Genomic DNA, 20,856 nt, shown 5'->3' on the forward strand with positions numbered 1-20,856 from the left:
TCATCGCTTGCAGCCGATTCGCATGAGGAGGCGTGTCAGTGCGTCTTCATGCGAATCGGTCGAGCAGCACCTGCAGTGAAAACAGAACAAACATAACGATAAGCATCCCGGTAATCGCCACCCACCGAAGGCAATCGGAATCCCTTGGAGGAACGACATGAGTTATCAGGCCCCGATCAAGGACATGCAGTTTGTGATGAACGAACTGGCGGACCTGAATCGCATCGCTGCGCTGCCGGGTTATGAGGACGCCTCGCCCGAACTCGCTCAGGCTGTGCTCGAAGAAGCGGCCCGCTTCAATCAGGAAGTGCTCGCACCGCTGAACGTGATCGGCGATCAGCAGCCGAGCACGTGGAAGGATGGCGTTGTCACGACCACGCCCGGCTTCAAGGAAGCGTTCCGTCAGTTCTCCGAAGCGGGTTGGCAAGGCGTGGTGCATCCGCAGGCGTTCGGCGGTCAGGGGTTGCCCAAGCTCGTCGCCACGCCGTGCACGGAAATGCTCAATGCCGCGAACCTGTCGTTCGCCCTGTGCCCGCTGCTGACCGACGGCGCCGTCGAAGCGCTGCTTACTGCGGGCACCGACGCACAGCGCGCCCTCTACGTACCGAAGCTGCTCTCGGGCGAGTGGACCGGCACGATGAACCTGACCGAGCCGCAAGCCGGTTCCGATCTGGCAATGGTACGCACGCGCGCCGAGCGGGAAGCGGACGGCACTTATCGCATCTTCGGCACCAAGATTTTCATCACGTTCGGCGAACACGACATGGCGCAGAACATCGTCCACCTCGTGCTCGCGCGCACGCCCGATGCGCCCCCGGGCGTGAAGGGCATCTCGCTGTTCATCGTGCCGAAGTTCAACGTTGACGCCGAGGGTAAGCTCGGTGCGCGTAACGACGTGCACTGTGTCTCCATCGAGCACAAGCTCGGCATCAAGGCGAGCCCGACGGCCGTGCTGCAATTCGGTGACAACGGCGGTGCGACGGGGTATCTCGTCGGCGAAGAGAACCGCGGTCTCGAGTACATGTTCATCATGATGAACGCCGCGCGTTTCGCTGTCGGTATGCAGGGCGTGGCCGTCGCCGAGCGTGCTTATCAGCACGCGGTGGCGTATGCGCGGGATCGTTTGCAAAGCCGTCCGGTGGATGGCTCGTCGCGCGACGCCGTCACGATCATTCATCACCCCGACGTCAAACGCATGCTCATGACGATGCGCGCGCTGACCGAAGGCGCCCGCACGCTGGCCTACGTGGCGGCGGCACAGGCCGATATCGGTCATCACGCTGCCGATGCCGCCGAGCGCAAGCGCGCCCAGGCAATCTACGAATTCCTCGTACCGATCGTGAAGGGCTGGAGCACGGAGATGTCGCTGGAGGTCACGAGCCTCGGCGTGCAGGTACACGGCGGCATGGGCTTCATCGAAGAAACCGGTGCGGCGCAGTACTATCGCGACGCGCGCATTCTTCCGATCTACGAAGGCACGACCGCCATTCAGGCGAACGACCTGATCGGTCGCAAGACGCTACGCGACGGTGGTGCGGTGGCGCGCACGCTGTGCGCGATGGTCGAAGCGACGGAGAACGAGTTGCGCGCTGCGGGTGGCGTGGCGGCATCGGTGGCGGAGCGTCTTGCCAAGGGACGCGAAGCGCTGTCGATCGTGGTCGACTATGTCGTGGCGAACACGCAGGACAACGCCAACGCCGTGTTCGCTGGCAGCGTGCCGTATCTGAAGCTTGCAGGTATCGTGCTGGGTGGCTGGCAGATGGGGCGTGCGTTGCTGGCCGCGCAAAAGCTGCGCGATCAGGATCCGTCGTTCTTCGATGCCAAGATCGGCACCGCACGCTTCTTTGCAGATCACATCCTGACGCAGGCGCCGGGTCTGGCACAGTCGATTACCGAGGGGGCCGACTCGGCCCTGTCGCTGAACGAGGCACAGTTCTGACGCGCGGCATTGAGCAAAGAACAAAGGCGACCCGCGGGTCGCCTTTGTTTTGCGCACAAACCTCGTCGGACGAAAAAAAACGGCACTGCGTGATTCACGCAGTGCCGTGCATTGGGTCCCCGCCTCAGCCGCTAAGCCGGCATCCTGAACCGAAGGTTCAAGGTGGTCGCGGTTAGTAGCGCTTTGGGTTCATCAGACAGAGTGACGCTCACGCCAGCACTACAAACTTCCGCAACCTGCAACAGATCATTGGTTCAAGGAATCTATGACTTTCGCGAACCAGGCAGGGAAAACTAACCTTTCGGACCGGACATCTGCGGGTGTCTTTCAGTTCTGATACTGATCGATCACTGCGCTCAGTCGTTCGTCCATGAGCTGCATTCTACGCTGAATTTCTTCGGCGGGGAATGCTTGTCCGGCCGCAATACTTTTTTCCAGCGCAAGCAATTCGGATGCCAGGCTCAACGCTGCCATGACGGCAATGCGGTCGGTGCCGCGCACGCTGCTTTGCGCGCGAACCTTGCTCATTTCGGCATCCACGCGCGACACCGAAGCCAGCAGGTCGGCTTCATGTTCCGGCGGGCAGGCGAGTCGGTAAGACTGTTCCAGGATATGAACTTCGAGCTGCTTGATCGTCATGCGTTTTCTCCACCGGGGGCACCGAGCAGATCCATCTGACCCTCAGCGGGGTTCTGCGTGGGAAGCTTTTCAAGGATGGCGTTCAGGCGAACCTGTGCCTCGTCGATCTTGGCAGCAAGCTGATCGCGTTGCAGACGCAAGGCGTCGCGCTCCGTGCGCAATTGCTCAATGGCAGCGCGGGTTTCGTCGCATTCGGCACGCGCGCGGTCGAGTTCCGCGAGCAGCGCTTGATTGTGTTGGTGAAAACGCTGGCTGATAACAACCAGCTGTTCCATTTTGTCGGTGAGATTGTCGAGATCGGTGAGCATCGGGCTGCGTCCTCTTGATTGCCCTACATTCTAACGGAATCGGCGGCCAATGCCCGACGAACGAGCATTGACGCTCGTTCCAATGGCCCCTACACTTGCGGCACTTCGGTGCTCGCGCACGCCCCCCGGCATGCGCAGTTAAACGGGAAACAGGGAGCCGCGTCCCCACACGGGCTGGCCAACCTGTGCTGCCCCCGCAACGGTAAGTCATTCTTTCGGCCCGAAAGGTTTCCGAAAACGCGCTTCGCCTCCATTGCCACTGCGTGCTATCCGCATGCGGGAAGGCCGGTCAGGCGCCATGATGACCAGCCCGGATACCGGCCTAAGTGAGTGGGGAATTATCCGTGCCGCCCGGCCCTGTGCCGCAGGCGGCCTGACGTCGTTTTCATGTGTCGATGCTCCGCATCCGTGACGTGTCACCGGCGCTCCCCTTGCGCCGGCGGCCCGCGGGGGAACGGGTCAAGGCTATAAGAAAACTACGGAAGTCACACCTGACCATGCGCACCCACGTTCGCGCGATGGCGCCGCACGCGCCTGCCTTTGCACGTCTCGCTTCGGCACCTGCCGCTCGCATTCCCTTCATTTCCGACATTTCCACCCGCACGCCCGCGCCGCACCGTCTCGCGATGGCCGCCGCCTTGCTGGCCGCAAGCTTCTGCGCGCAGGCGCAGTCGAGCGACGCGTCGCTCAACACGACCGTCGTGACGGCCTCGCGTACCGAGCAGAAGCTGGCGGACACGCTCGCGTCCACCTCGGTCATCACGCGCGAGCAGATAGAGCAAAGCCAGGCGCAGGATCTGCCGTCGCTGCTGCGCGGTCAGGCCGGTGTGGAAATTGCGCAGACCGGCGGCTTCGGCACGACGGCCAGCATCTTCATGCGCGGCGCGAACTCGAACTCGTCACTGGTGCTGATCGACGGCGTGCCCGTCAACTCGGCGACGACCGGTGTGACCAACATCGCTCAGATTCCGGTGTCGCAGATCGACCACATCGAAATCGTGCGCGGCAACGTGTCCGCCCTGTACGGCTCGCAAGCCGTGGGCGGTGTGATCCAGATCTTCACGCGCCGCGGTGACGGTGGCCCGCCCAAGGCTTACGCCGAAGTCGGCTACGGCACGAACAACACCACGCAGGCCAACGCAGGTATCGCCGGGTCGTTCGAAGACGGCAAGACGCGCTTCTCGCTGGATGTGTCGCGTTTTCACACCAACGGCATTTCGGCGCAGGACCCGCGTTTCGCGCCGAAGGTCAACCCGAACCGCAACGGCGACGACAACACCAGCGTGACGGCCTCGCTCTCGCGCAAGTTCGGCGACACCTGGGAAGTCGGTGCGCGTCTGTTCCAGAGCGACGGCAGCAGCAGCTACGACAACGCCTTCGGCAAGCCTTCCGATCTGAACGACACCGACGCACGCGTGCGCCAGATCTCGGCCTACGCCAAGGGCAATATCACGGACAAGTGGAACACGCGCTTCACCGTCACGCAGGGCGACGACTACAGCTACAACTATCTGAACGGCAAGGGCAACGGCAACTTTCATACGTCGAATAACCAGATCGACTGGGCTAACGAATACGCCTTCATGCCGGACCACAAGCTGATCGCCGGTTACACGCGTCAGGAACAGACGGTCGAAGGCAGCACGACGTATAACCACAACAACCGCCATCTCGATTCGTTCTATGTCGGGTACGAAGGTGTCTTCGCGCAAAAGCATGAAGTGCAGGCCACGGTGCGCCGCGACATCTATTCGGACTTCGGCGGTGCGAACAGCTACTGGGTCGGCTACGGTTACAAGCTGACCGAGCAGTGGAAGCTGATGGCCAACGCGTCGGACGGTTTCCGCGCACCGACCTTCAACGAACTGTTCTACCCGGGTTACGGTAATCCGAACCTCCAGCCGGAGCGTTCGATCTCGAAGGAACTCGCCGTCCAGTTCTACGACCCGGCCTTCGGCCTCGCGAAGCTCGCGCTGTTCCGTACGAGCTATACGAATCTGATCCAGTCGCTGTCCGTGTTCCCGTACACGGCCGCGAACGTGGCGAACGCGCGCGTCGAAGGGCTTGAGCTGACGTATCAGGGCAAGATTCAGTGGACGGGCACGGACGTTCGTGCGTCGTTCACGCGTCAGAACCCGACCGATCTCGATGCCAACAAGGTCCTTGCCCGCCGCGCCAGGCAATACGCGTCGTTCGGCGTGACGCAGAAATTCCTCGGCAAATACTCGGTCGGGGGCGATGTCTTTTACAGTGGCGAGCGTTACGATACGGGCGGCCAGCATCTCGGCGCCTACACGCTCGTGAACTTGCAGGCACGCTACGATATCGACAAATCCTGGTACGTCTCGGCGCATCTGGACAACGTCTTCAACAAGAACTACCAGACGGTCTATGGCTACAACACCCTCGGACGCGCAATTTACGTCTCGCTTGGCTGGAAGCAGTTCTGACGACGTCCCGGCGGGACGTGACGCCGCATGACGCTGCGTCGCGCCCTCGCCATCTGGACGGGGCTGGCCGGCATCGCGCTGGCCGTGCTCGTTGCGTCGCTCATGCTCGGGAGCGTGCCCGTTTCGCTGCGTGAGATCGGCGCGCTTGCGCTCGGCCACGACGTCGGTCTGGCTGGCGACGTGGTCTGGCGGCTGCGTCTGCCGCGCGCGCTCGCCGCATTCGCCTGCGGCGGCTTGCTGGCGGTGGCTGGCACGCTTATGCAAACGTTGCTGCGCAACCCGCTCGCCGACCCTTACGTGCTCGGCATCTCCGGTGGCGCAGGCGTCGCAGCGCTTGCGTCGCTGGCGCTCATGCTGCCTTTTTTCTGGGTGCAGACGAGCGCCTTTCTCGGCGCGCTCATCGCCATCGCGATCGTGATGGGCCTCTCGCATCGCAGCTTCCTGCGTCCCGGGGATCAGGACAGCAGCACCAAACTGTTGCTCACCGGCGTGATGATGGCTGCCGGTTTCGGCGCACTTTCCACCCTGATTCTCACGCTCGCGCCCGACGCGAGTCTGCGCGGCATGCTGTTCTGGCTGACGGGCGATCTGAATGGTGTCGATCGCGCGTCGCTGCCGCTGATCGCACTGGCCGTGACCTTGCTCATCGTGTGTCCGGTCGCCCATCGGCTGAACGTGTTGCTGCGCGGCGAGGCCGTCGCACAGGCCGTCGGTGTCGCCGTGGGCCCGTTGCGTGCGCGCATCTATCTGGCGGCGTCGCTCGCGACGGCCGTCGCGGTGACGACCGCAGGGAGCATCGGCTTCGTCGGGCTCGTGGTGCCGCACATCCTGCGTCTGCGCTTCGGCAACGACCAGCGCATGTTGATTCCGGCGGCGGCCTTCGGCGGCGGCGCGTTATTGATGCTCGCCGATCTGGTTGCGCGCACCGTGATCGCGCCGACGCAACTGCCGGTCGGTGTCATCACGGCCCTGATCGGCGTGCCCGTGTTCCTGTGGCTGCTCTCGCGACGGGTGATTCGATGAGATCCATGTCCACAAAGAACCCGACCACCAAGCCGCCCACCGACGCAGCGATGCTGCAAACGCACGCGCTGACGCTGCGCGCGGGCGAGCGTGTGCTGGTCGACTGGCTGGACCTGTCGATTGCGCCCGGCGAGTGCTGGTGTCTGGCCGGACCGAACGGCGCGGGCAAGACGACGCTGCTCGGCACGCTCGCGGGCCTGCGACCCATCGACGACAAACCGCAGCGCGACGCCACCATCACCGCCAGCGGACGGGTGGACATCGCAGGCAAGCCGCTCGCGCAGTGGCGTCCCGGCCCGTTGGCGAAAGTGCGCGCGCTCATGCCCCAGCAGAGCCGCGACGCGTTCGGCGCGACTGCGCTGGAGGTCGTGTTGGCGGGGCGTCATCCGTATCTCGCGCAGGGCCGCTGGGGCGCATGGGAGTCCGACGAGGACGTCGCGCTGGCCATCGCCGCGCTCGCGCAGGTCGGGCTGGAAGATTTCGCGTCGCGTGACGTCACGACGCTCTCGGGCGGCGAGCGTCAGCGTGTCTCGCTGGCCGCGGCGATTGCGCAGGCCACGCCGTTACTGTTGCTCGACGAACCCGTATCGCATCTCGATCTGCATCATCAGATCGACGCGCTCGAACGCCTTGCCCTTCACGCACAGCGCGACGATTGCGCCGTCGTTTTTTCGTGTCACGATCTCAACCTCGCGCGTCGCTTTGCCACGCATGCCTTGTTACTTGATGGCCGTGGCGGCTGGCGCGCCGGGCCGGTGCAGGAGGTACTCTCGGCCGAGTATTGCAGCGACGCGTTCGGGTATCCGTTGCGCCTGATTCGCGATGGCGACGACGAGGCGCTCGTGCCAGTGCGGCGCACATGACTGACTTAGCCGGTGTACGTCCCCTTATTCCCGTATTCGACTTGTTTGACAGGTGCTGTCCATGACCCAGGAAACTCCGAAATCCGACGCGCTGCGCGCCGACAACGACGCCGATGCCCATGCGGACGACGGTCGCAACGAACGCCATCGCGCGCGCATGGTGCGCAAAAAGGCGGTCGTCGACGAGAAGATCGAGAAAGCGCAGCGCGACTGCGGCGTGATCGTCATTACGACCGGCAACGGCAAGGGCAAATCCAGCTCGGGCTTCGGCATGGTCGTGCGTGCGATGGGGCACGGCATGAAGACGGGCGTCGTGCAGTTCATCAAGGGGGCCATTCCCACGGGCGAGGAGAAATTTCTGCGTCGCTTCCCCGAAGAATGCGAGTTCTACGTGATGGGCGAAGGCTACACGTGGGAGACGCAGGATCGCGCACGCGATATCGCCAAGGCCGAAGCGGCGTGGGAACAGGCACGCCGCATGTTGCAGGATGCATCCTTCGGTCTGGTGTTGTTCGACGAACTGAACATTGCGCTCAAGCTCGGCTATCTCGACGTGGACACGGTGATCGCGGACTTGCAGGCGCGCCCGGAGATGCAGCACGTGGTCATCACCGGCCGTGGCGCGCCGCAGGCGCTCATCGATGCGGCCAACACCGTCACCGACATGACGCCCGTGAAGCACGCGTTTGCCGACGGCATCCGCGCGCAGCCCGGCGTCGAAATGTAATTCCAGTCTCACTGCTCATCGTTTCAGGACGTTCCCGTATGACCGCATTCAGCCCCTTGCTGGCAGAACTCTTCGACATCGCCGCGCCATCGACGGCCATGGATGCCGCACTTCAGCATGCCATCGACATCAAGACGAAGCCGCCCGGCAGTCTCGGCGCGCTGGAGCGCGTGGCCCACCGGATCGGTCGCATTCAGCAGAGCGCGACGCCGGAGCTCACGCGTCCCGCGATGCTGGTGTTCGCGGGCGATCATGGCGTGGTGGCCGCAGGCGTGAGTCCCTATCCGCAAGCCGTGACGGCGCAAATGGTGCTCAACTTCCTGCGCGGTGGTGCGGCCATCAACGTCTTCTGTCGCGCAGGCGGCATCGAGATGGAAGTGATCAATGCGGGCGTGGCGGCGGACTTTCCGGCCCATGCGTCGCTCGTGGACATTCCCGTCGCGCGCGGCACGCAAAACTTCGTCGATGTGCCCGCCATGACGCGCGAGCAACTGGAGACGGCGCTTGCCGCCGGGGCTGCGCGTGTGGTGGCGCATGCGTCGCGCGGCACGCGCATGGTCGGCTTCGGCGAGATGGGCATCGGCAACACGTCGGCCGCCGCGTGTCTGATGCAACGTCTGACGGGACGACCGCTCGCGGACTGCGTCGGCCGTGGCACGGGGGTCGACGACGCGGGGCTCGCCCGCAAGACGGCCGTGCTTGAGCGTGCGCTGGCTGCGCATCCGGCGACCGGTGCTCCGCCTGACACGCCCGACCCGCTTGAAACGCTTGCGACCTTCGGCGGCTTTGAGATCGCGATGATGACCGGCGCGTATCTCGCTGCCGCGAAGCTCGGCCTTGTGATCGTGGTCGACGGTTTCATCAGCACGTCGGCACTGCTGGTCGCCGCGCGCGTCGCGCCTGCGGTGCTCGATTACTGCGTGTACGCGCACGCCTCGGATGAAACGGGGCATCGCGCCATGCTCGAGGCGCTGGGGGCAGAACCGCTGCTGCACCTGGGGCTGCGTCTCGGCGAAGGCACGGGCGCGGCGCTCGCGATGCCGTTGATTCAGGCGGCTGCGGCGTTCCTGCGCGAGATGGCGACGTTCGAAGGCGCGGGCGTGAGCGATCGCGAATGACCTCGACTGAGTACGAGACGACTCAAGAATGACGACCTCCGCCCCAGATCCGTCCGACGACACTGCACCGCAGCCGCGCGTGCCGGTGGTGCGGGATCGCGCACGGGCCTCGTTCTGCGGATGCCGGGGACAGTTGCGCTTGTTCCTTACCGCGCTCGGATTCTTCACACGTGTGCCGATTCCGCAGTGGGTCGGTTACTCGCCCGAGCAACTGAACGCTGCGACGCGCTATTTCCCGCTCGTCGGCGTGTTCGTCGGTGCGCTGGTGGCGTTGCTGACGGTGGCGACGGGACACGTCTGGTCGCCGCATCTCGCCATCGCGCTGGGGCTCGGCGTGAGCGTGCTGCTCACGGGGGCATTTCACGAAGACGGTCTGGCCGATTCCGTCGACGCTTTCGGCGGGGCGTTCGAGCGCGAGCGCGTGCTGGAGATCATGCACGATTCGCGCATCGGGACTTACGGCGCTGTGGCGCTGTGGCTGGCGCTGGCAATCAAGTGGCAGGCGCTCGTCGACATTCAGGCGTCGGTGGGGTGGAGCGGCTTTGCCGTGGTGCTGATCGGCGCGCATGCGGCGAGTCGCAGCATGGCAATCAGTCTGCTGCGCGCCCTCGACTACGTACGCCCCGAAGGCAAGGCGAAGCCGGTGGCGCAACGGCTGAGTCTCGCCGGACTGATGTTCGGCGTACTATGCAGCGCGCCGTGGTGGGGGTGGCCGGATTGGCGTGCCGGTGTGACAGGCGTGGTGGTCCTGATCGCGTTGCGTGCGGCGTTCATCCGCTATCTGCGCCGACGCCTCGGCGGCTACACCGGCGATACGCTCGGCTTCGCGCAGCAACTCGGCGAGCTGGCGCTTTATCTCACGGTGTGCGCATGGATCTGATTCTGGTGCGTCATCCGCCACCCGATGTTGCGTCGAACGTCTGCTATGGGCGGACGGACCTGCCGGTCGACGTCTCTCGTTTCGACGCGAGCGTGTCGTCGATGCAAACGAGGCTCGTGGCATTACTCAATGGCCGGACGCCCGTCGCCATCCACAGCAGTCCCCTGCAACGCGCGCGTCGTGCGGCGGACGTCCTGGCGGCGTCGTTCGGGCTGCGGGTGACGCAGGATACAAGGCTGGCCGAGATGGATTTCGGGGCGTGGGAAATGCGGTCGTGGGACGCCATCGATCGTCACGATCTGGAGGCGTGGGCGAACGACGTCTCGGGCTTCTCGCCGCCGGGTGGCGAGTCGGCGCGGGACATCGCGGTGCGCGTGGACGCGTGGGCGAGAGGATTGCGCACAGACCCGCCCGATGGACATGCAGAGAAGAACGCCGTCCATGTCGCTGTGGCGCACGCGGGTCCCATTCGGCTGCACACGGCGACCGCGCTGCGCCTGCCGACGACGGCATGCCTGTCATGGACGCTCGACTTCGGCGGCATCTGCCATTTACGTATCGCCGACGATGGTCAGGCACGGTTGATTCGCTGGAACGGTTAGACGCCCGACGCTGCGTTACGACGCTCTGACGCTATTTGTCGCGATCGGTGTGCGTCCGAGCCTTGCCTCATCGCGCGCGATGTCGTCTGCGACGACGTCACTTCGCTGCGGTTGTGCGACGCGACCGTGCGATATCGAGGTCTTCGCACATCGTGCGCGCGCCGTCGAGAATGCGCGGGCTGGGACGGTTGATGAGGTCGCCGTCGATGCCGAACAGATTATTGTGCGCGACGGCCGGCAGTTGCGGCCACTTGCGCCAGTTATCCAGCGTCGCCAGCGGCTTGTCGGACTTGGTCGCCCCGGGTGTGGCGGTAAACATCGCTTCCGGCGCTTTGGCGAGCACGGCTTCGATGGACACGCGCGGCACGAGCGCCGGTTCGTCCGCGAAGACATTCACGCCACCGCACAGGCGGATTACATCGCTCACCATATGCGTGCCGTTCAGCGTCATGAGCGGTTGCGTCCACACCTGATAGAACACCGGCACCGGCGCGCGCGACGCATATTGCTTGCGCAACGCCTCATAACGCGCGCGCAAAGCCTCTGCGGATTCCTTGGCTTTTGCAGGCGTGCCCATCAGCGTGCCGAGCGTCTCGATGGCCGCAGGCAGATCGGTCAGATGCTTCGGCTCCGAATAGAAAACGGGCAACTTCAACTGACGCAGCGCCTCGACCTGACGCTGCGAGTTGCCGTGCATCCACACGACGAGCAGGTCGGGCTTGAGCGCGAGAATGCGTTCGAGATCGAGTGCGCTGTTGTCGCCCACATGCGGCAGGCGCTGCGCCGCTTCCGGATAGTCGGAGTACTTCACGACCCCCACGACCTTGTCGCCCGCGCCAGCGGCGAACAGCAACTCCGTGGCGTGCGGCGACAGACTGACCACGCGCTGCGCCGGGGCGGGCAGCGTGACGGTCGCGCCGGAGTCGTCCTTTACGGAGACGGCGGCGTGCGCACTGGACAAGGGCGCACCTGCGAGGCAGGCGAAGGCGAGGGCAAGTGTCTGAACGCGAAGACGGGTGAGCATGGCCGGGCGGGGCAGCGATATCAGCGACATGGGTGCGATGCGTTCGATGAGCGCGAAGCGAAGGGGTGTAAGGGCTGGCGGGTGCGAGGTGCAAGACGCGAGACGCGTCGACAAAGGAAACGTCGAAAAATGAGATCATTCCCGCCACGGACTCGCCATTCTCTGCGGGTTGGGGCGCGGCGACAAGCGTTTGAAAGACTGTCGTGCGAACCGATGTCACGCAACGGCTGTCGAATGATGCGAGGCATTCGGCGGCAAGCCAGCCGTGCCGGAACGAACCGAAGGAGTCGACGTGGTGAAACGAAACATGGCAATAGTGGGCGCTGCGGCGCTTATGGTGGTCGCGATGCTCGCGGGGTGCGCTGCGCCGGGTGGCGGGGCCGGTTCGGGAACCAGTGCGACGAGCACTAGCAAAGTGCAAGCTTATGGTGTCCTCGACGCCGGTGTGGCAGTCGTGAGGTAACACGTCGATTCAGGCCTTCGGCACGCCTGCGTCGACCGAAGCGACTGGAAACGACTGCGCCCCCTGACGCTGAAGCGTTCAGGGGGCGCAGTGTTTAACGCGGTGCCGGAAGTGACGGGAACGTTACTGGAGCACAGCTAACACGTTACTGAAACGGGGCGGCACCCGGTAACTCGGTGCATTGCACGATGGTCCGGAGTCCACGGCAACGACCGAGCTACCGCACGGCGTTAGTTCGATGCCGGAGCGGGGGCCGTAGCGCCTGCGTCCGACGCCGGGGCGCTCATTGCGCCACCGCCTGCATCGCTGGCTGTGGCCGGCGCCGGCGCAGTCGTGTCGGCAGCCGGAGCGGCCGGTTGGTCTTCCTTCTTGGAGCAACCCACCGTCACAACAGTGGCGGTCAGAAGCGTGGCGAGCAACAGCGGCAGTTTTTTCATTTGGTCGTCCTTTTAATTGGGAAAGCCCTTGCGAAAGAACCTTCAGTCTAGCGGCGCCTGTCGGCGATGACTGTGTGCATTTGTTGCAGAAATGCTTCAATTTGTAACGAAAACGGCAGGAACCCCCGTCGTTTAATACTGCGTAAGCGGTCCCTCGGCAACGTGCACCCCGTTCGGAAGCATAACGAAAAAATTGGATGGGTCCGGTCCGTGGCAGTTCCCGAAAGCGTCATTTAGGACGGAATCCGGGACGCAGCGCCGACAGCGCGCCCGCCAGCCGCTGCCATTCGTCTTCGGTCGCGGGCAAGCCCAGACGCAGGCTGGGCGTCGTTTGGACGCCATCCGCCGACGAGATCGGACGTGCATCGAACAGGCGCGTCCATATGCCTTGTTCAGCCAGTTGCGCGTGCCATTGCGGCGCAAGCACGTGTGGCGTCCAGGCAAATAGCGGTGTGCCAACCGTCGGCCATCGCTGGTCGCGCAACAGCGATAACAGTCGTTCACCTTCGTGCAACAAACGTTCCCGCGTCGTACGTTGCCACGCCATGTCGCTCAGGGCCGCTCGCACTGCGAACCTTGCCGGGCCGCTGACCGTCCATGCACCGAGCCGTTCGGTCAGACGGTTGCCAAGCCCTTGTGGGCACAACGCGAAGCCCGCACGGATCCCTGCCAATCCGAAGAACTTGCCGACCGAGCGCAGGATGACGAGGCCGTCTTCGCCTGCGTGAGGCGTCATCGACGTGTCGGGGCAGACGTCCGCAAAGGCTTCGTCGACGATCAGCATGCCGCCGCGCGCGGCCAGTTGTGCTTGCCATTGGGCGAGTGTCTCTCGTGAGACGGTTCGCGTCGTCGGATTGTCTGGGTTGGCCCAGACGAGGTAGTCGACATCCGGCAAGCCCGTTTCCGGTCCGAGCCACGAGACGAGCGTGTGTCCGGCGTGCGCGAACGCCGGTGCGTACTCGCTGTAAGTGAGCGAGGCGACGGCGACGCGTCCCGGCCGAAGCAGCGCGGGCAGCGCGCGGATGACCGCCTGCGACCCGGCGCAGGGCACGACGGTTTCCACCGGCACGTCGTAGTAGCGGGCGGCCACGTCGAGCAGGTCGTCGAAGGCGTCGGGAAGATCGCGCCAGACACGCGGCGGTGGCATCGGCACCGGATACCCCACCGGATTGATGCCGGTCGACAGATCCAGCCAGTCTTCGCGAGGACGGCCAAACCGGCGAATGGCTTCGCCGAGATTGCCACCGTGGCGTGGGGCGTCGCAGGGAGACGACGAGGGTAACGGTGCGGTTGCGGCGGGTGATGCAGACATGACGATCGGAAAGCGGGTTACAGCAATGGGGTGGGCATGGCATCGGCCTGCGACGCGGCGAACAGCGCCAGCGCGCCGGTGACGATCAGCCACATCCACATGGAACGCGAGATCAGCCGCCACGCGGCCTTGATGTGTTGTGCGCAGGGTTCCATACCGCAGCCAAGTGGCGGACGCGTCTCCCACTCGCCGTGATATCGCGCCGGGCCGCCGAGCTGAACGCCGAGGCTGCCCGCACCCGCGGCCATCACAGGACCGGCGTTGGGGCTGGACCAGGCGCTGGCCTGCGTGCGCCAGCAATCGATGGCGCGCGCAACGTCGCCGAAAATCGCGTAGCTCGCCGCCGTCAATCGCGCGGGAATCCAGTTGAGGACGTCGTCGATGCGCGCTGCCGGTCGGCCGAAGAACAGAAACTTGTCGGTGCGATAGCCCCACATCGCGTCGAGCGTATTGGCCAGACGGAACAGCACGACGCCGGGCGCACCGGCAATCGCGAACCAGAAGAGCGCGCCGAAGATGGCGTCGTTGCCGTTCTCCAGCGTGGATTCGACGGCGGCGCGCGCGAGATCGGAGGCATTAGCGTCTTCCGTATCGCGCGAGACGATGCGTGCCGTGAGGGCGCGTGCCTGGGTCAGATCGCCCTCGCGCAGGGCGTGGGCAATGGGCATGACGTGTTCGCGCAGACTGCGGGCGCCGAGCGCCGCGTACAACGCCAGCGCTTGCCAGACGACGCCGCCCCAGCCCGGCAGGAACGTCAGCGCCCACGCGATCAGTACCGGAATCACGAGCATGATGCACCACGCCCACGCGCCACGTGTCATGGCGCTGAACGGCTTGTCGCGCACTTCGGGATCGTTGAGCCATGCCTCCACGCCGTTGGCGATATAACCGAAGCCGACCAGCGGGTGCCAGCGCCGCGGCTCGCCGAGCCAGGCGTCGAGCAACACGCCGATCAATGCGGCGAGCCAAAGCGATTCGGGTGCGAGTCCTGTGAGCATCGGCGAGTGACTCCTTTTCTCTTATCCCTTGACGGCCATCGGTAGCCCGGCGACGACGAAACGCACATGCGGCGACAATGCGGCAACACGCTGATTGAGACGTCCCAGTTCATCGACGTAACGCCGCGTGACCGAGCCCATCGGGATCACGCCCAGACCGATTTCATTGCTGACGACGACGATCTTGCCGGGTAGCGACAGCAGCGTTTGCACGAGCGTGTCGACGACGCTCTGCCACTGTGTATCCGTCGCGGGTCCGTCGGGATGATCGTCCGGCGGGCATAGCCAACCCGCCAGCCACAGCGGCAGACAGTCGACAAGCACGCAATGGCCGTCCCGCGCGACTTCCCGCAGCGTGCGCGCCAGTTCGCGTCCGGCCTCCACCGTTTCCCAATGCCCCGGACGGCTCGCCCGGTGGTGCGCAATGCGTGCCTGCATCTCGGGCTCGCCGGTCACGGCGGCCGTCGCGACATAGGTCACGGGCAGGCCGCTCTGCGTGGCGAGACGTTCGGCAAACGCACTCTTGCCGGAGCGCGCGCCGCCGAGTACGAAGGTGAGATCGGGAGTGTTCGGAACGAGGTCGGTCATGGCGGATATTGTACGAGCGCCCGATGCGATAATCCGCGTCATGAGTGAAATCCCTGTCAAATTCGAAGCGCCTGCCAACCCGCGTCGCGGCACCCTGATGATTCAGGGGACGTCGTCGGATGCAGGCAAGAGCACGGTCGTCGCCGGACTGTGCCGTCTGCTGTATCGCGAGGGTGTGCGTGTCGCGCCCTTCAAACCGCAGAACATGGCGCTCAACAGTGCCGTGACGGCCGACGGCGGCGAGATCGGACGCGCACAGGCGTTGCAGGCGCAAGCGGCAGGCATCGCCCCGCATACCGACTTCAATCCCGTGCTGCTCAAGCCGAGCAGCGACCGGGGCGCACAGGTCATCATCGGCGGCAAGGTCGTGGCCGATCTCGATGCGCGTGCGTATCACGAGTACAAGCCGCGCGCGATGGCGGCGGTGCTGGCTGCGTACGAGCGTCTGCGCACGGAGTACGACGCGGTGCTGGTCGAGGGCGCGGGCAGTCCGGCCGAGGTGAACCTGCGCGCGCGCGACATCGCGAACATGGGCTTCGCGGAGGCGGTCGATGCGCCGGTGCTGCTCGTCGCCGACATCGACCGGGGAGGTGTTTTCGCGCAGTTGATCGGCACGCTCGCGTGTCTGTCGGACACCGAACGTGCACGTATCAAGGGTTTCGTCATCAATCGCTTTCGCGGCGATCCGTCGCTGCTCACCAGCGGGCTGGACTGGCTGGAGACGAAGACGGGCGTCCCGGTGCTGGGCGTGTTGCCGTACCTGCACGGGCTGCATCTCGACGGCGAGGACATGCTGCCTGGCGAGCGTCACAAGGCCGCGAGCGGCGAGACGCGTCTGCGCGTCACCGTGCCCGCCTTGCCGCGCATCAGCAATCACACCGATTTCGACGCCCTGCGTGCGCATCCGCAAGTCGATTTCCGTTATGTCGGTGCGGGCGAGGCGTGGCCCGCCAGCGATCTGGTGATCTTGCCCGGCAGCAAGCACGTGCGCGCCGATCTCGCGTGGTTGCGCGCGCAAGGGTGGGAGTCGGCGATAGCGCGGCATCTTCGCTATGGTGGCAAAGTGCTGGGGATCTGCGGCGGTTTGCAGATGCTGGGGGCTGCGATTCACGACCCGCTTGGGTTAGAAGGCGATGCGGGCACGACCACTGGCCTTGGCTGGCTGGAGATCGAGACCACCATGCAGACGCAAAAGCAACTGCGCGTGGTGACCGGACGTCTCACCGCAGGCGACGCGCCGGTGAACGGCTACGAGATCCACATGGGGGTGACGCGCGGGGCGGCGCTTGCGCGTCCCGCTGTCTGGCTGGACGGCGGCGAACACGGTGTACAAGGTCGAGGCCCGGTCGCCGACGGCGCCCGCTCTGCCGACGATCAGGTCATGGGGACGTATCTGCACGGCCTGTTCGACACCCCCGAGGCACTGCAAGCGCTGCTCGCCTGGGCGGGCGCACGCGATCTGGCGGTGCAGGACTACAACGCGCTGCGCGAGGCGTCGCTCGACCGGTTGGCCGACTCATTTGCCGAGCATCTGGATTTAGCGCGCGTGTGGGCCTGTCTGCGGTAGTGGGACGGCCGGTTGCCTTGACGCTCGCGTGCGTCCGGACGACGTGCCGAGGCCCGGCCGGGACTCGACCCGACCCGGCGCAAGCAGCACCGTCATCGCCCCGTTGTACTATTGGCGAAAATCGACCTCGGGGAGTCTGCAATGCCGGTGATTGTGGTGGCGAATCCAAAGGGTGGCGTGGGCAAGAGCACGCTGGCAACGAATCTGGCGGGCTATCTCGCCGCGCAGGGCCATGCCGTCATGCTGGGCGACACGGATCGTCAGCAGTCCTCGCGCGCCTGGCTGGGACTGCGTCCGCCCGCGCTGCGACCGATTGCCACCTGGGATGTCGACCACAACGAGGTGGCGCGTCCCCCCAAGGGCACGACGCACGCGGTGCTCGACACGCCCGCAGGCCTGCACGGCAAGCGTCTCGATTCGATTCTCAAGCTCGCGGACCACGTTCTGGTGCCGTTGCAGCCATCGATCTTCGATATTCTCGCCACGCGCGATTTTCTTCAGAAGCTGGGCGAAGAAAAGGCGGTGCGGCAGGGCGACGTGCGCATCGGGGTGGTGGGGATGCGTGTGGACGCCCGCACCCGGGCGGCCGATCAGCTCTCGCGCTACTGCGAGGAGGCGGGCCTGCCGGTGCTCGGCATGCTGCGCAACACGCAGAACTACGTGCAGCTCGCCGCGCACGGACTGACGTTGTGGGATGTCGCGCCGGGGCGCGTCGAGCGCGATCTGCCGCAGTGGGATGGCATCACCGCATTTGTGGCGAAGTGACCCGGTCTGCGTGGTCACAGTGAGAAAAAAGGGACCCGCAGGTCCCTTTTCATTGGGGCGCGCCGATGTTCGGCGCGTCGCCTTACTTCGCGGCTTGAGCGGCTTCGAAGGCGCGGGTTTCTTCCCACGGTTGCAGGGGCACGTGATCGCGCTCGCCTTTCTGCGCGTTCTTCTCGTCGACGAACACCAGCTTGGGCTTGAAGCCGGCCAGCACTTCCTTTTCCTCGACTTGTGCGTACGACACAATGATCACGATGTCGCCGAGCTGCGCGCGACGTGCGGCCGCGCCGTTGAGCGAGATCATGCCGCTGCCGCGCTCGCCGCGAATGGCGTAGGTCGTGAAACGTTCGCCGTTGTTGACGTTGAAGATGTCGATTTGCTCATTTTCGACAAGGCCCGAGGCTTCGAGCAGGTTTTCGTCGATCGCGCACGAGCCTTCGTAATGCAATTCGCAATGCGTTACGGTGGCGCGGTGGATCTTCGACTTGAGCATGGTGCGGTACATGGCGTGCCTCTTGTGTTGCGATGTGTTGCGATGCCGCGCACGCTGCGCGACGAAGAATGTGCGCGCGGAATCGGCGAGGTGCCGACACGCGCACGGCTTGCGCCTGGAGCCCGTCGCGCCGGTCGTGGGACCGTGCGCGGCGGGCCCGGCGCTCAAATTTCGAGATTGTCGATCAGACGCGTTGCGCCCAGCTTGGCCGCAGCGAGCACCACGAGGCTTTGCGCCGGTGCCGCGCCGGGGGCGGGCACGCGCAGATTGGCGCGCTGGCGAATCGACACGTAGTCCGGCTTCCAGCCACGTTCGGTCAGCGTCTTCATGGCCGACGCTTCGAGCGCCGCGTAGTCGGTGCTGCCACCGTTCACGGTGTCGCGGATTTCACTCAGCAAGCGATACAGTTGCGGCGCTTCTGCGCGCTCCGCGTCCGACAGATAGCGATTGCGCGAGGACAGCGCGAGGCCGTCGTCGGCGCGCACCGTCTCGGCGGCAATGATTTCGATGGGCAGGGCGAACTGACGGCACATGCTGCGCACGATCATCAGTTGCTGGTAATCCTTCTTGCCGAACACGGCCACGCGCGGCTGCACACACGAGAACAGCTTGGTCACGACCGTGCATACGCCCTTGAAGAAGCCGGGGCGGAACTCGCCTTCGAGAATGTCGCCCAGATCGTGCGGCGGCTCGACGCGGTATTCCTGCGGCTCCGGGTACATCTCCTTCTCGTCCGGCGCGAACAGCACGTAGACGTTCTCGCGCGTGAGCTTCTCGATGTCGTCCATCATCGTGCGCGGGTACTTGTCGAAGTCCTCGTTCGGCCCGAATTGCAGACGGTTCACGAAGATGCTGGCCACGACCGGATCGCCGTGCTGGCGAGCGAGTCGCATGAGCGAGAGGTGGCCTTCGTGCAGATTGCCCATTGTGGGCACGAAGGCGACGCGATTCTGTCCGCGCAGTTGGTCGCGCAGTTCGTGAATCGAGGGGATGACTTTCATGGGGCGCTCAGTTTGGGGTGTAAGTCAGGCGGACGTAGATCGGCGCAAACGGCTCGGCCTGCGTGATCTCCAGCAGCGACTCGCGCGTGAGTTCGAGCATGGCGATAAAGTTGACCACCACTACCGGCACGCCGCGCGTCACGTCGAAGAGTTCGGTGAACTCCATGAAACGTGCGCCTTGCAGACGTCGCAGAATCTGGCTCATGTGCTCGCGCACCGACAGTTCTTCGCGAGAAATCTTGTGATGCTGAACAAGCTTGGCGCGACGCAGCACCTCGGCCCACGCGGCGCGCAGGTCTTCGGCGTCCACATCGGGAAAGCGCGGCTGAAGGCTTTGCTCGATGTAGACCTGCGAGCGCAGGAAGTCGCGACCGAGCACCGGCAGCGTATCGAGCTTTTGCGCAGCGAGCTTCATCTGCTCGTACTCCAGCAGACGACGGACCAGTTCGGCGCGTGGATCTTCCGCTTCCTCGCCGGTGTCGGCCTTCTTCACCGGCAGCAGCATGCGCGACTTGATCTCGATGAGCATCGCCGCCATCAGCAGATACTCGGACGCCAGTTCCAGATTGGTCCGGCGGATCTGTTCCACATAGAGCAGGTACTGCTTCGTCACCTGCGCCATCGGGATGTCGAGCACGTTGAAGTTCTGCTTGCGGATCAGATACAACAACAAGTCGAGCGGGCCTTCGAAGGCTTCCAGGAAGATCTCGAGGGCGTCCGGCGGGATGTAGAGATCGTTCGGCAGAGCGAACAGCGGCTCGCCATACAGACGTGCGCGCGCGACACCGTCGACCGTATCGGGCGTGGAGTCCTGCCCGTCGTGCGGGGTGGGCAGTTCGGTGGCCGAACTGCCGGCGCCACCGGCCGGGCGCGACGTTGCAACGGGCGCCGCTTCGCCGGTTGCGTCTTCGGGGGCGGCGGCGTCTGCCGCGTCCGCCTCGGCCGCATCCGTGTCGACCGCGCTCGTCTCGACTGAACCGCTTTGGGCCGGAATCTCGCGCGAACCGTCGTTTCGGCCATCGTGCGGCGCGTGGTCGGCAGCACCGCTCGCCACGGGATCGACGTGCTCAGGCACCGGCGCGATCTCGGGGATCGGGTCGGGCGTGAACGACGGATCGTCGGGCGTACTCGGATTCAATGGGGAACTCGGCCGGAGAACGGCGATTTACTCGCTTTGGTAGACGTACGGCTGTTGGGCCACACGCGATTGCTGGGCGCGGCTGCGCTCTTCCATATCAATCGGTTGCTTGTCCCACAGCAGGGCGCGGCCCTTGCGTTGCTCCGCTTCCAGGGTCGGCTTCTCAGTCTTGAGTTGCTTGATGAATTGGGTGATGTCGGACTCGTACATGGTCGATTGCTTGAAAAATAGGCAAAAGCGGCGCCGTCGAGACGGTGCCAATCGACGCAGATTCTACCGCAAACCCGTCGCCGTTCGGTGTTTCGGTGTTTCGGCGTTTTGGGCGATTTGCCCGAATTTACGCTGTATGGGTGAACCGCACTTCCGGATATGTTCAAATACGACTCACGTACGCAATGCGCGGTGTCTCGTTGTGCCATGCTGGCGGGCATCGTGCGTTTGAGCACTCCACACGGCACGCCGGACCACCGGCGGCGATATTTTCAAGGAAGGTTTTGACCGTCTCGCAGATCAAATCCGGA

Annotated in this window: 21 protein-coding genes, 1 other RNA gene and 1 riboswitch; of the genes, 10 read left to right on the forward strand and 12 right to left on the reverse strand. The window is 64.7% G+C overall.

Going from position 1 to position 20,856, the window contains the following annotated elements:
• Nucleotides 1-157: 157 nt before the first annotated feature.
• Nucleotides 158-1,939: an acyl-CoA dehydrogenase gene (locus MB84_RS06235; protein ID WP_046291146.1), complete on the forward strand. Its 1,782-nt coding sequence runs from the start codon at nucleotides 158-160 to the stop codon at nucleotides 1,937-1,939.
• A 112-nt stretch (nucleotides 1,940-2,051) separates the two neighbouring features.
• On the opposite strand, the gene ssrS is transcribed toward MB84_RS06235, so the two are convergent.
• The 3 genes from ssrS to MB84_RS06250 form a co-directional block, all read right to left on the reverse strand.
• Nucleotides 2,052-2,232: non-coding RNA, 6S RNA (gene ssrS, locus MB84_RS06240), on the reverse strand.
• Nucleotides 2,233-2,266: 34 nt separating this feature from the next.
• Nucleotides 2,267-2,578 (reverse strand): cell division protein ZapA, encoded by a 312-nt coding sequence (locus tag MB84_RS06245; protein WP_039400039.1) that lies wholly within the window; start codon nucleotides 2,576-2,578, stop codon nucleotides 2,267-2,269.
• Nucleotides 2,575-2,886: a hypothetical protein gene (locus MB84_RS06250; RefSeq protein ID WP_039400036.1), complete on the reverse strand. Its 312-nt coding sequence runs from the start codon at nucleotides 2,884-2,886 to the stop codon at nucleotides 2,575-2,577. Before MB84_RS06250 ends, MB84_RS06245 begins: the two co-directional genes overlap by 4 nt.
• An 89-nt stretch (nucleotides 2,887-2,975) precedes the next feature.
• A riboswitch (cobalamin riboswitch) is annotated at nucleotides 2,976-3,226 on the forward strand.
• Nucleotides 3,227-3,383: 157 nt separating this feature from the next.
• Here MB84_RS06250 and MB84_RS06255 point away from each other — a divergent pair.
• The 7 genes from MB84_RS06255 (at nucleotide 3,384) to cobC (ending at nucleotide 10,549) form a co-directional block, all read left to right on the forward strand.
• A complete protein-coding gene (locus tag MB84_RS06255) occupies nucleotides 3,384-5,336 on the forward strand; it encodes a TonB-dependent receptor plug domain-containing protein (protein WP_046291147.1) in 1,953 nt (650 codons plus the stop codon).
• 27 nt (nucleotides 5,337-5,363) lie between these two features.
• A complete protein-coding gene (locus tag MB84_RS06260) occupies nucleotides 5,364-6,359 on the forward strand; it encodes a FecCD family ABC transporter permease (protein WP_046291148.1) in 996 nt (331 codons plus the stop codon).
• 5 nt (nucleotides 6,360-6,364) lie between these two features.
• On the forward strand, nucleotides 6,365-7,222 hold the full coding sequence (locus MB84_RS06265) for an ABC transporter ATP-binding protein (RefSeq protein ID WP_425415888.1): 858 nt from the start codon (nucleotides 6,365-6,367) through the stop codon (nucleotides 7,220-7,222).
• 157 nt (nucleotides 7,223-7,379) lie between these two features.
• Nucleotides 7,380-7,949 carry a cob(I)yrinic acid a,c-diamide adenosyltransferase gene (cobO, locus tag MB84_RS06270; RefSeq protein WP_046293480.1) on the forward strand — a complete coding sequence of 190 codons (570 nt, stop codon included), beginning with the start codon at nucleotides 7,380-7,382 and terminating at the stop codon, nucleotides 7,947-7,949.
• Nucleotides 7,950-7,987: 38 nt separating this feature from the next.
• Complete coding sequence (gene cobT, locus MB84_RS06275) at nucleotides 7,988-9,067, forward strand: nicotinate-nucleotide--dimethylbenzimidazole phosphoribosyltransferase (protein ID WP_046291149.1); 1,080 nt, start codon at nucleotides 7,988-7,990, stop codon at nucleotides 9,065-9,067.
• Nucleotides 9,068-9,095: 28 nt separating this feature from the next.
• Nucleotides 9,096-9,947 (forward strand): adenosylcobinamide-GDP ribazoletransferase, encoded by an 852-nt coding sequence (locus MB84_RS06280; protein ID WP_084009632.1) that lies wholly within the window; start codon nucleotides 9,096-9,098, stop codon nucleotides 9,945-9,947.
• On the forward strand, nucleotides 9,938-10,549 hold the full coding sequence (cobC, locus tag MB84_RS06285) for an alpha-ribazole phosphatase family protein (protein ID WP_046291150.1): 612 nt from the start codon (nucleotides 9,938-9,940) through the stop codon (nucleotides 10,547-10,549). The genes MB84_RS06280 and cobC overlap by 10 nt, the downstream gene beginning before the upstream one ends.
• A gap of 97 nt (nucleotides 10,550-10,646) precedes the next feature.
• Here cobC and MB84_RS06290 read toward each other — a convergent pair whose 3' ends face one another.
• From MB84_RS06290 to cobU, 5 genes are all read right to left on the reverse strand, one after another.
• The gene (locus MB84_RS06290) at nucleotides 10,647-11,603 is read right to left on the reverse strand and encodes a cobalamin-binding protein (RefSeq protein ID WP_245725494.1); all 957 of its coding nucleotides are present in this window, start codon (nucleotides 11,601-11,603) and stop codon (nucleotides 10,647-10,649) included.
• Between the two features lie 663 nt (nucleotides 11,604-12,266).
• A complete protein-coding gene (locus MB84_RS06295; RefSeq protein ID WP_046291151.1) occupies nucleotides 12,267-12,473 on the reverse strand; it encodes a hypothetical protein in 207 nt (68 codons plus the stop codon).
• A 229-nt stretch (nucleotides 12,474-12,702) separates the two neighbouring features.
• Nucleotides 12,703-13,785 (reverse strand): threonine-phosphate decarboxylase CobD, encoded by a 1,083-nt coding sequence (gene cobD / locus MB84_RS06300; RefSeq protein WP_046291152.1) that lies wholly within the window; start codon nucleotides 13,783-13,785, stop codon nucleotides 12,703-12,705.
• A gap of 17 nt (nucleotides 13,786-13,802) precedes the next feature.
• Nucleotides 13,803-14,783, reverse strand: coding sequence for an adenosylcobinamide-phosphate synthase CbiB (cbiB, locus tag MB84_RS06305; protein WP_046291153.1), 981 nt, complete (start codon nucleotides 14,781-14,783; stop codon nucleotides 13,803-13,805).
• A 21-nt stretch (nucleotides 14,784-14,804) separates the two neighbouring features.
• The gene (gene cobU / locus MB84_RS06310; RefSeq protein WP_046291154.1) at nucleotides 14,805-15,371 is read right to left on the reverse strand and encodes a bifunctional adenosylcobinamide kinase/adenosylcobinamide-phosphate guanylyltransferase; all 567 of its coding nucleotides are present in this window, start codon (nucleotides 15,369-15,371) and stop codon (nucleotides 14,805-14,807) included.
• Nucleotides 15,372-15,411: 40 nt separating this feature from the next.
• Here cobU and MB84_RS06315 point away from each other — a divergent pair, with 40 nt between their 5' ends.
• Entirely contained in the window at nucleotides 15,412-16,938 is a 1,527-nt protein-coding gene (locus tag MB84_RS06315; protein WP_046291155.1) for a cobyric acid synthase, read from the forward strand.
• A gap of 141 nt (nucleotides 16,939-17,079) precedes the next feature.
• Nucleotides 17,080-17,703 carry a ParA family protein gene (locus tag MB84_RS06320; protein ID WP_046291156.1) on the forward strand — a complete coding sequence of 208 codons (624 nt, stop codon included), beginning with the start codon at nucleotides 17,080-17,082 and terminating at the stop codon, nucleotides 17,701-17,703.
• A gap of 82 nt (nucleotides 17,704-17,785) precedes the next feature.
• On the opposite strand, the gene panD is transcribed toward MB84_RS06320, so the two are convergent.
• The 4 genes from panD to MB84_RS06340 form a co-directional block, all read right to left on the reverse strand.
• Nucleotides 17,786-18,208: an aspartate 1-decarboxylase gene (gene panD, locus MB84_RS06325; protein ID WP_046293483.1), complete on the reverse strand. Its 423-nt coding sequence runs from the start codon at nucleotides 18,206-18,208 to the stop codon at nucleotides 17,786-17,788.
• Between the two features lie 152 nt (nucleotides 18,209-18,360).
• A complete protein-coding gene (gene panC, locus MB84_RS06330) occupies nucleotides 18,361-19,197 on the reverse strand; it encodes a pantoate--beta-alanine ligase (protein WP_046291157.1) in 837 nt (278 codons plus the stop codon).
• 7 nt (nucleotides 19,198-19,204) lie between these two features.
• Nucleotides 19,205-20,032, reverse strand: a complete 828-nt coding sequence (locus tag MB84_RS06335; RefSeq protein WP_046293484.1) for a segregation and condensation protein A — start codon at nucleotides 20,030-20,032, stop codon at nucleotides 19,205-19,207.
• A gap of 330 nt (nucleotides 20,033-20,362) precedes the next feature.
• The gene (locus MB84_RS06340) at nucleotides 20,363-20,545 is read right to left on the reverse strand and encodes a DUF3460 family protein (protein ID WP_046291158.1); all 183 of its coding nucleotides are present in this window, start codon (nucleotides 20,543-20,545) and stop codon (nucleotides 20,363-20,365) included.
• Nucleotides 20,546-20,856 lie beyond the last annotated feature (311 nt).

Origin of the sequence: Pandoraea oxalativorans (genome assembly GCF_000972785.3) — a bacterium.
Classification (GTDB): Bacteria; Pseudomonadota; Gammaproteobacteria; order Burkholderiales; family Burkholderiaceae; genus Pandoraea; species Pandoraea oxalativorans.

What these genes read in the sequence shown, in the direction of transcription:
- MB84_RS06235 (WP_046291146.1), top strand. Translation starts at nt 158, where the DNA reads ATGAGTTATCAGGCCCCGATCAAGGACATGCAGTTTGTGATGAACGAA.
- MB84_RS06245 (WP_039400039.1), bottom strand. Translation starts at nt 2,578, where the DNA reads ATGACGATCAAGCAGCTCGAAGTTCATATCCTGGAACAGTCTTACCGA.
- MB84_RS06250 (WP_039400036.1), bottom strand. Translation starts at nt 2,886, where the DNA reads ATGCTCACCGATCTCGACAATCTCACCGACAAAATGGAACAGCTGGTT.
- MB84_RS06255 (WP_046291147.1), top strand. Translation starts at nt 3,384, where the DNA reads ATGCGCACCCACGTTCGCGCGATGGCGCCGCACGCGCCTGCCTTTGCA.
- MB84_RS06260 (WP_046291148.1), top strand. Translation starts at nt 5,364, where the DNA reads ATGACGCTGCGTCGCGCCCTCGCCATCTGGACGGGGCTGGCCGGCATC.
- MB84_RS06265 (WP_425415888.1), top strand. Translation starts at nt 6,365, where the DNA reads ATGTCCACAAAGAACCCGACCACCAAGCCGCCCACCGACGCAGCGATG.
- cobO (WP_046293480.1), top strand. Translation starts at nt 7,380, where the DNA reads ATGGTGCGCAAAAAGGCGGTCGTCGACGAGAAGATCGAGAAAGCGCAG.
- cobT (WP_046291149.1), top strand. Translation starts at nt 7,988, where the DNA reads ATGACCGCATTCAGCCCCTTGCTGGCAGAACTCTTCGACATCGCCGCG.
- MB84_RS06280 (WP_084009632.1), top strand. Translation starts at nt 9,096, where the DNA reads ATGACGACCTCCGCCCCAGATCCGTCCGACGACACTGCACCGCAGCCG.
- cobC (WP_046291150.1), top strand. Translation starts at nt 9,938, where the DNA reads ATGGATCTGATTCTGGTGCGTCATCCGCCACCCGATGTTGCGTCGAAC.
- MB84_RS06290 (WP_245725494.1), bottom strand. Translation starts at nt 11,603, where the DNA reads ATGTCGCTGATATCGCTGCCCCGCCCGGCCATGCTCACCCGTCTTCGC.
- MB84_RS06295 (WP_046291151.1), bottom strand. Translation starts at nt 12,473, where the DNA reads ATGAAAAAACTGCCGCTGTTGCTCGCCACGCTTCTGACCGCCACTGTT.
- cobD (WP_046291152.1), bottom strand. Translation starts at nt 13,785, where the DNA reads ATGTCTGCATCACCCGCCGCAACCGCACCGTTACCCTCGTCGTCTCCC.
- cbiB (WP_046291153.1), bottom strand. Translation starts at nt 14,783, where the DNA reads ATGCTCACAGGACTCGCACCCGAATCGCTTTGGCTCGCCGCATTGATC.
- cobU (WP_046291154.1), bottom strand. Translation starts at nt 15,371, where the DNA reads ATGACCGACCTCGTTCCGAACACTCCCGATCTCACCTTCGTACTCGGC.
- MB84_RS06315 (WP_046291155.1), top strand. Translation starts at nt 15,412, where the DNA reads ATGAGTGAAATCCCTGTCAAATTCGAAGCGCCTGCCAACCCGCGTCGC.
- MB84_RS06320 (WP_046291156.1), top strand. Translation starts at nt 17,080, where the DNA reads ATGCCGGTGATTGTGGTGGCGAATCCAAAGGGTGGCGTGGGCAAGAGC.
- panD (WP_046293483.1), bottom strand. Translation starts at nt 18,208, where the DNA reads ATGTACCGCACCATGCTCAAGTCGAAGATCCACCGCGCCACCGTAACG.
- panC (WP_046291157.1), bottom strand. Translation starts at nt 19,197, where the DNA reads ATGAAAGTCATCCCCTCGATTCACGAACTGCGCGACCAACTGCGCGGA.
- MB84_RS06340 (WP_046291158.1), bottom strand. Translation starts at nt 20,545, where the DNA reads ATGTACGAGTCCGACATCACCCAATTCATCAAGCAACTCAAGACTGAG.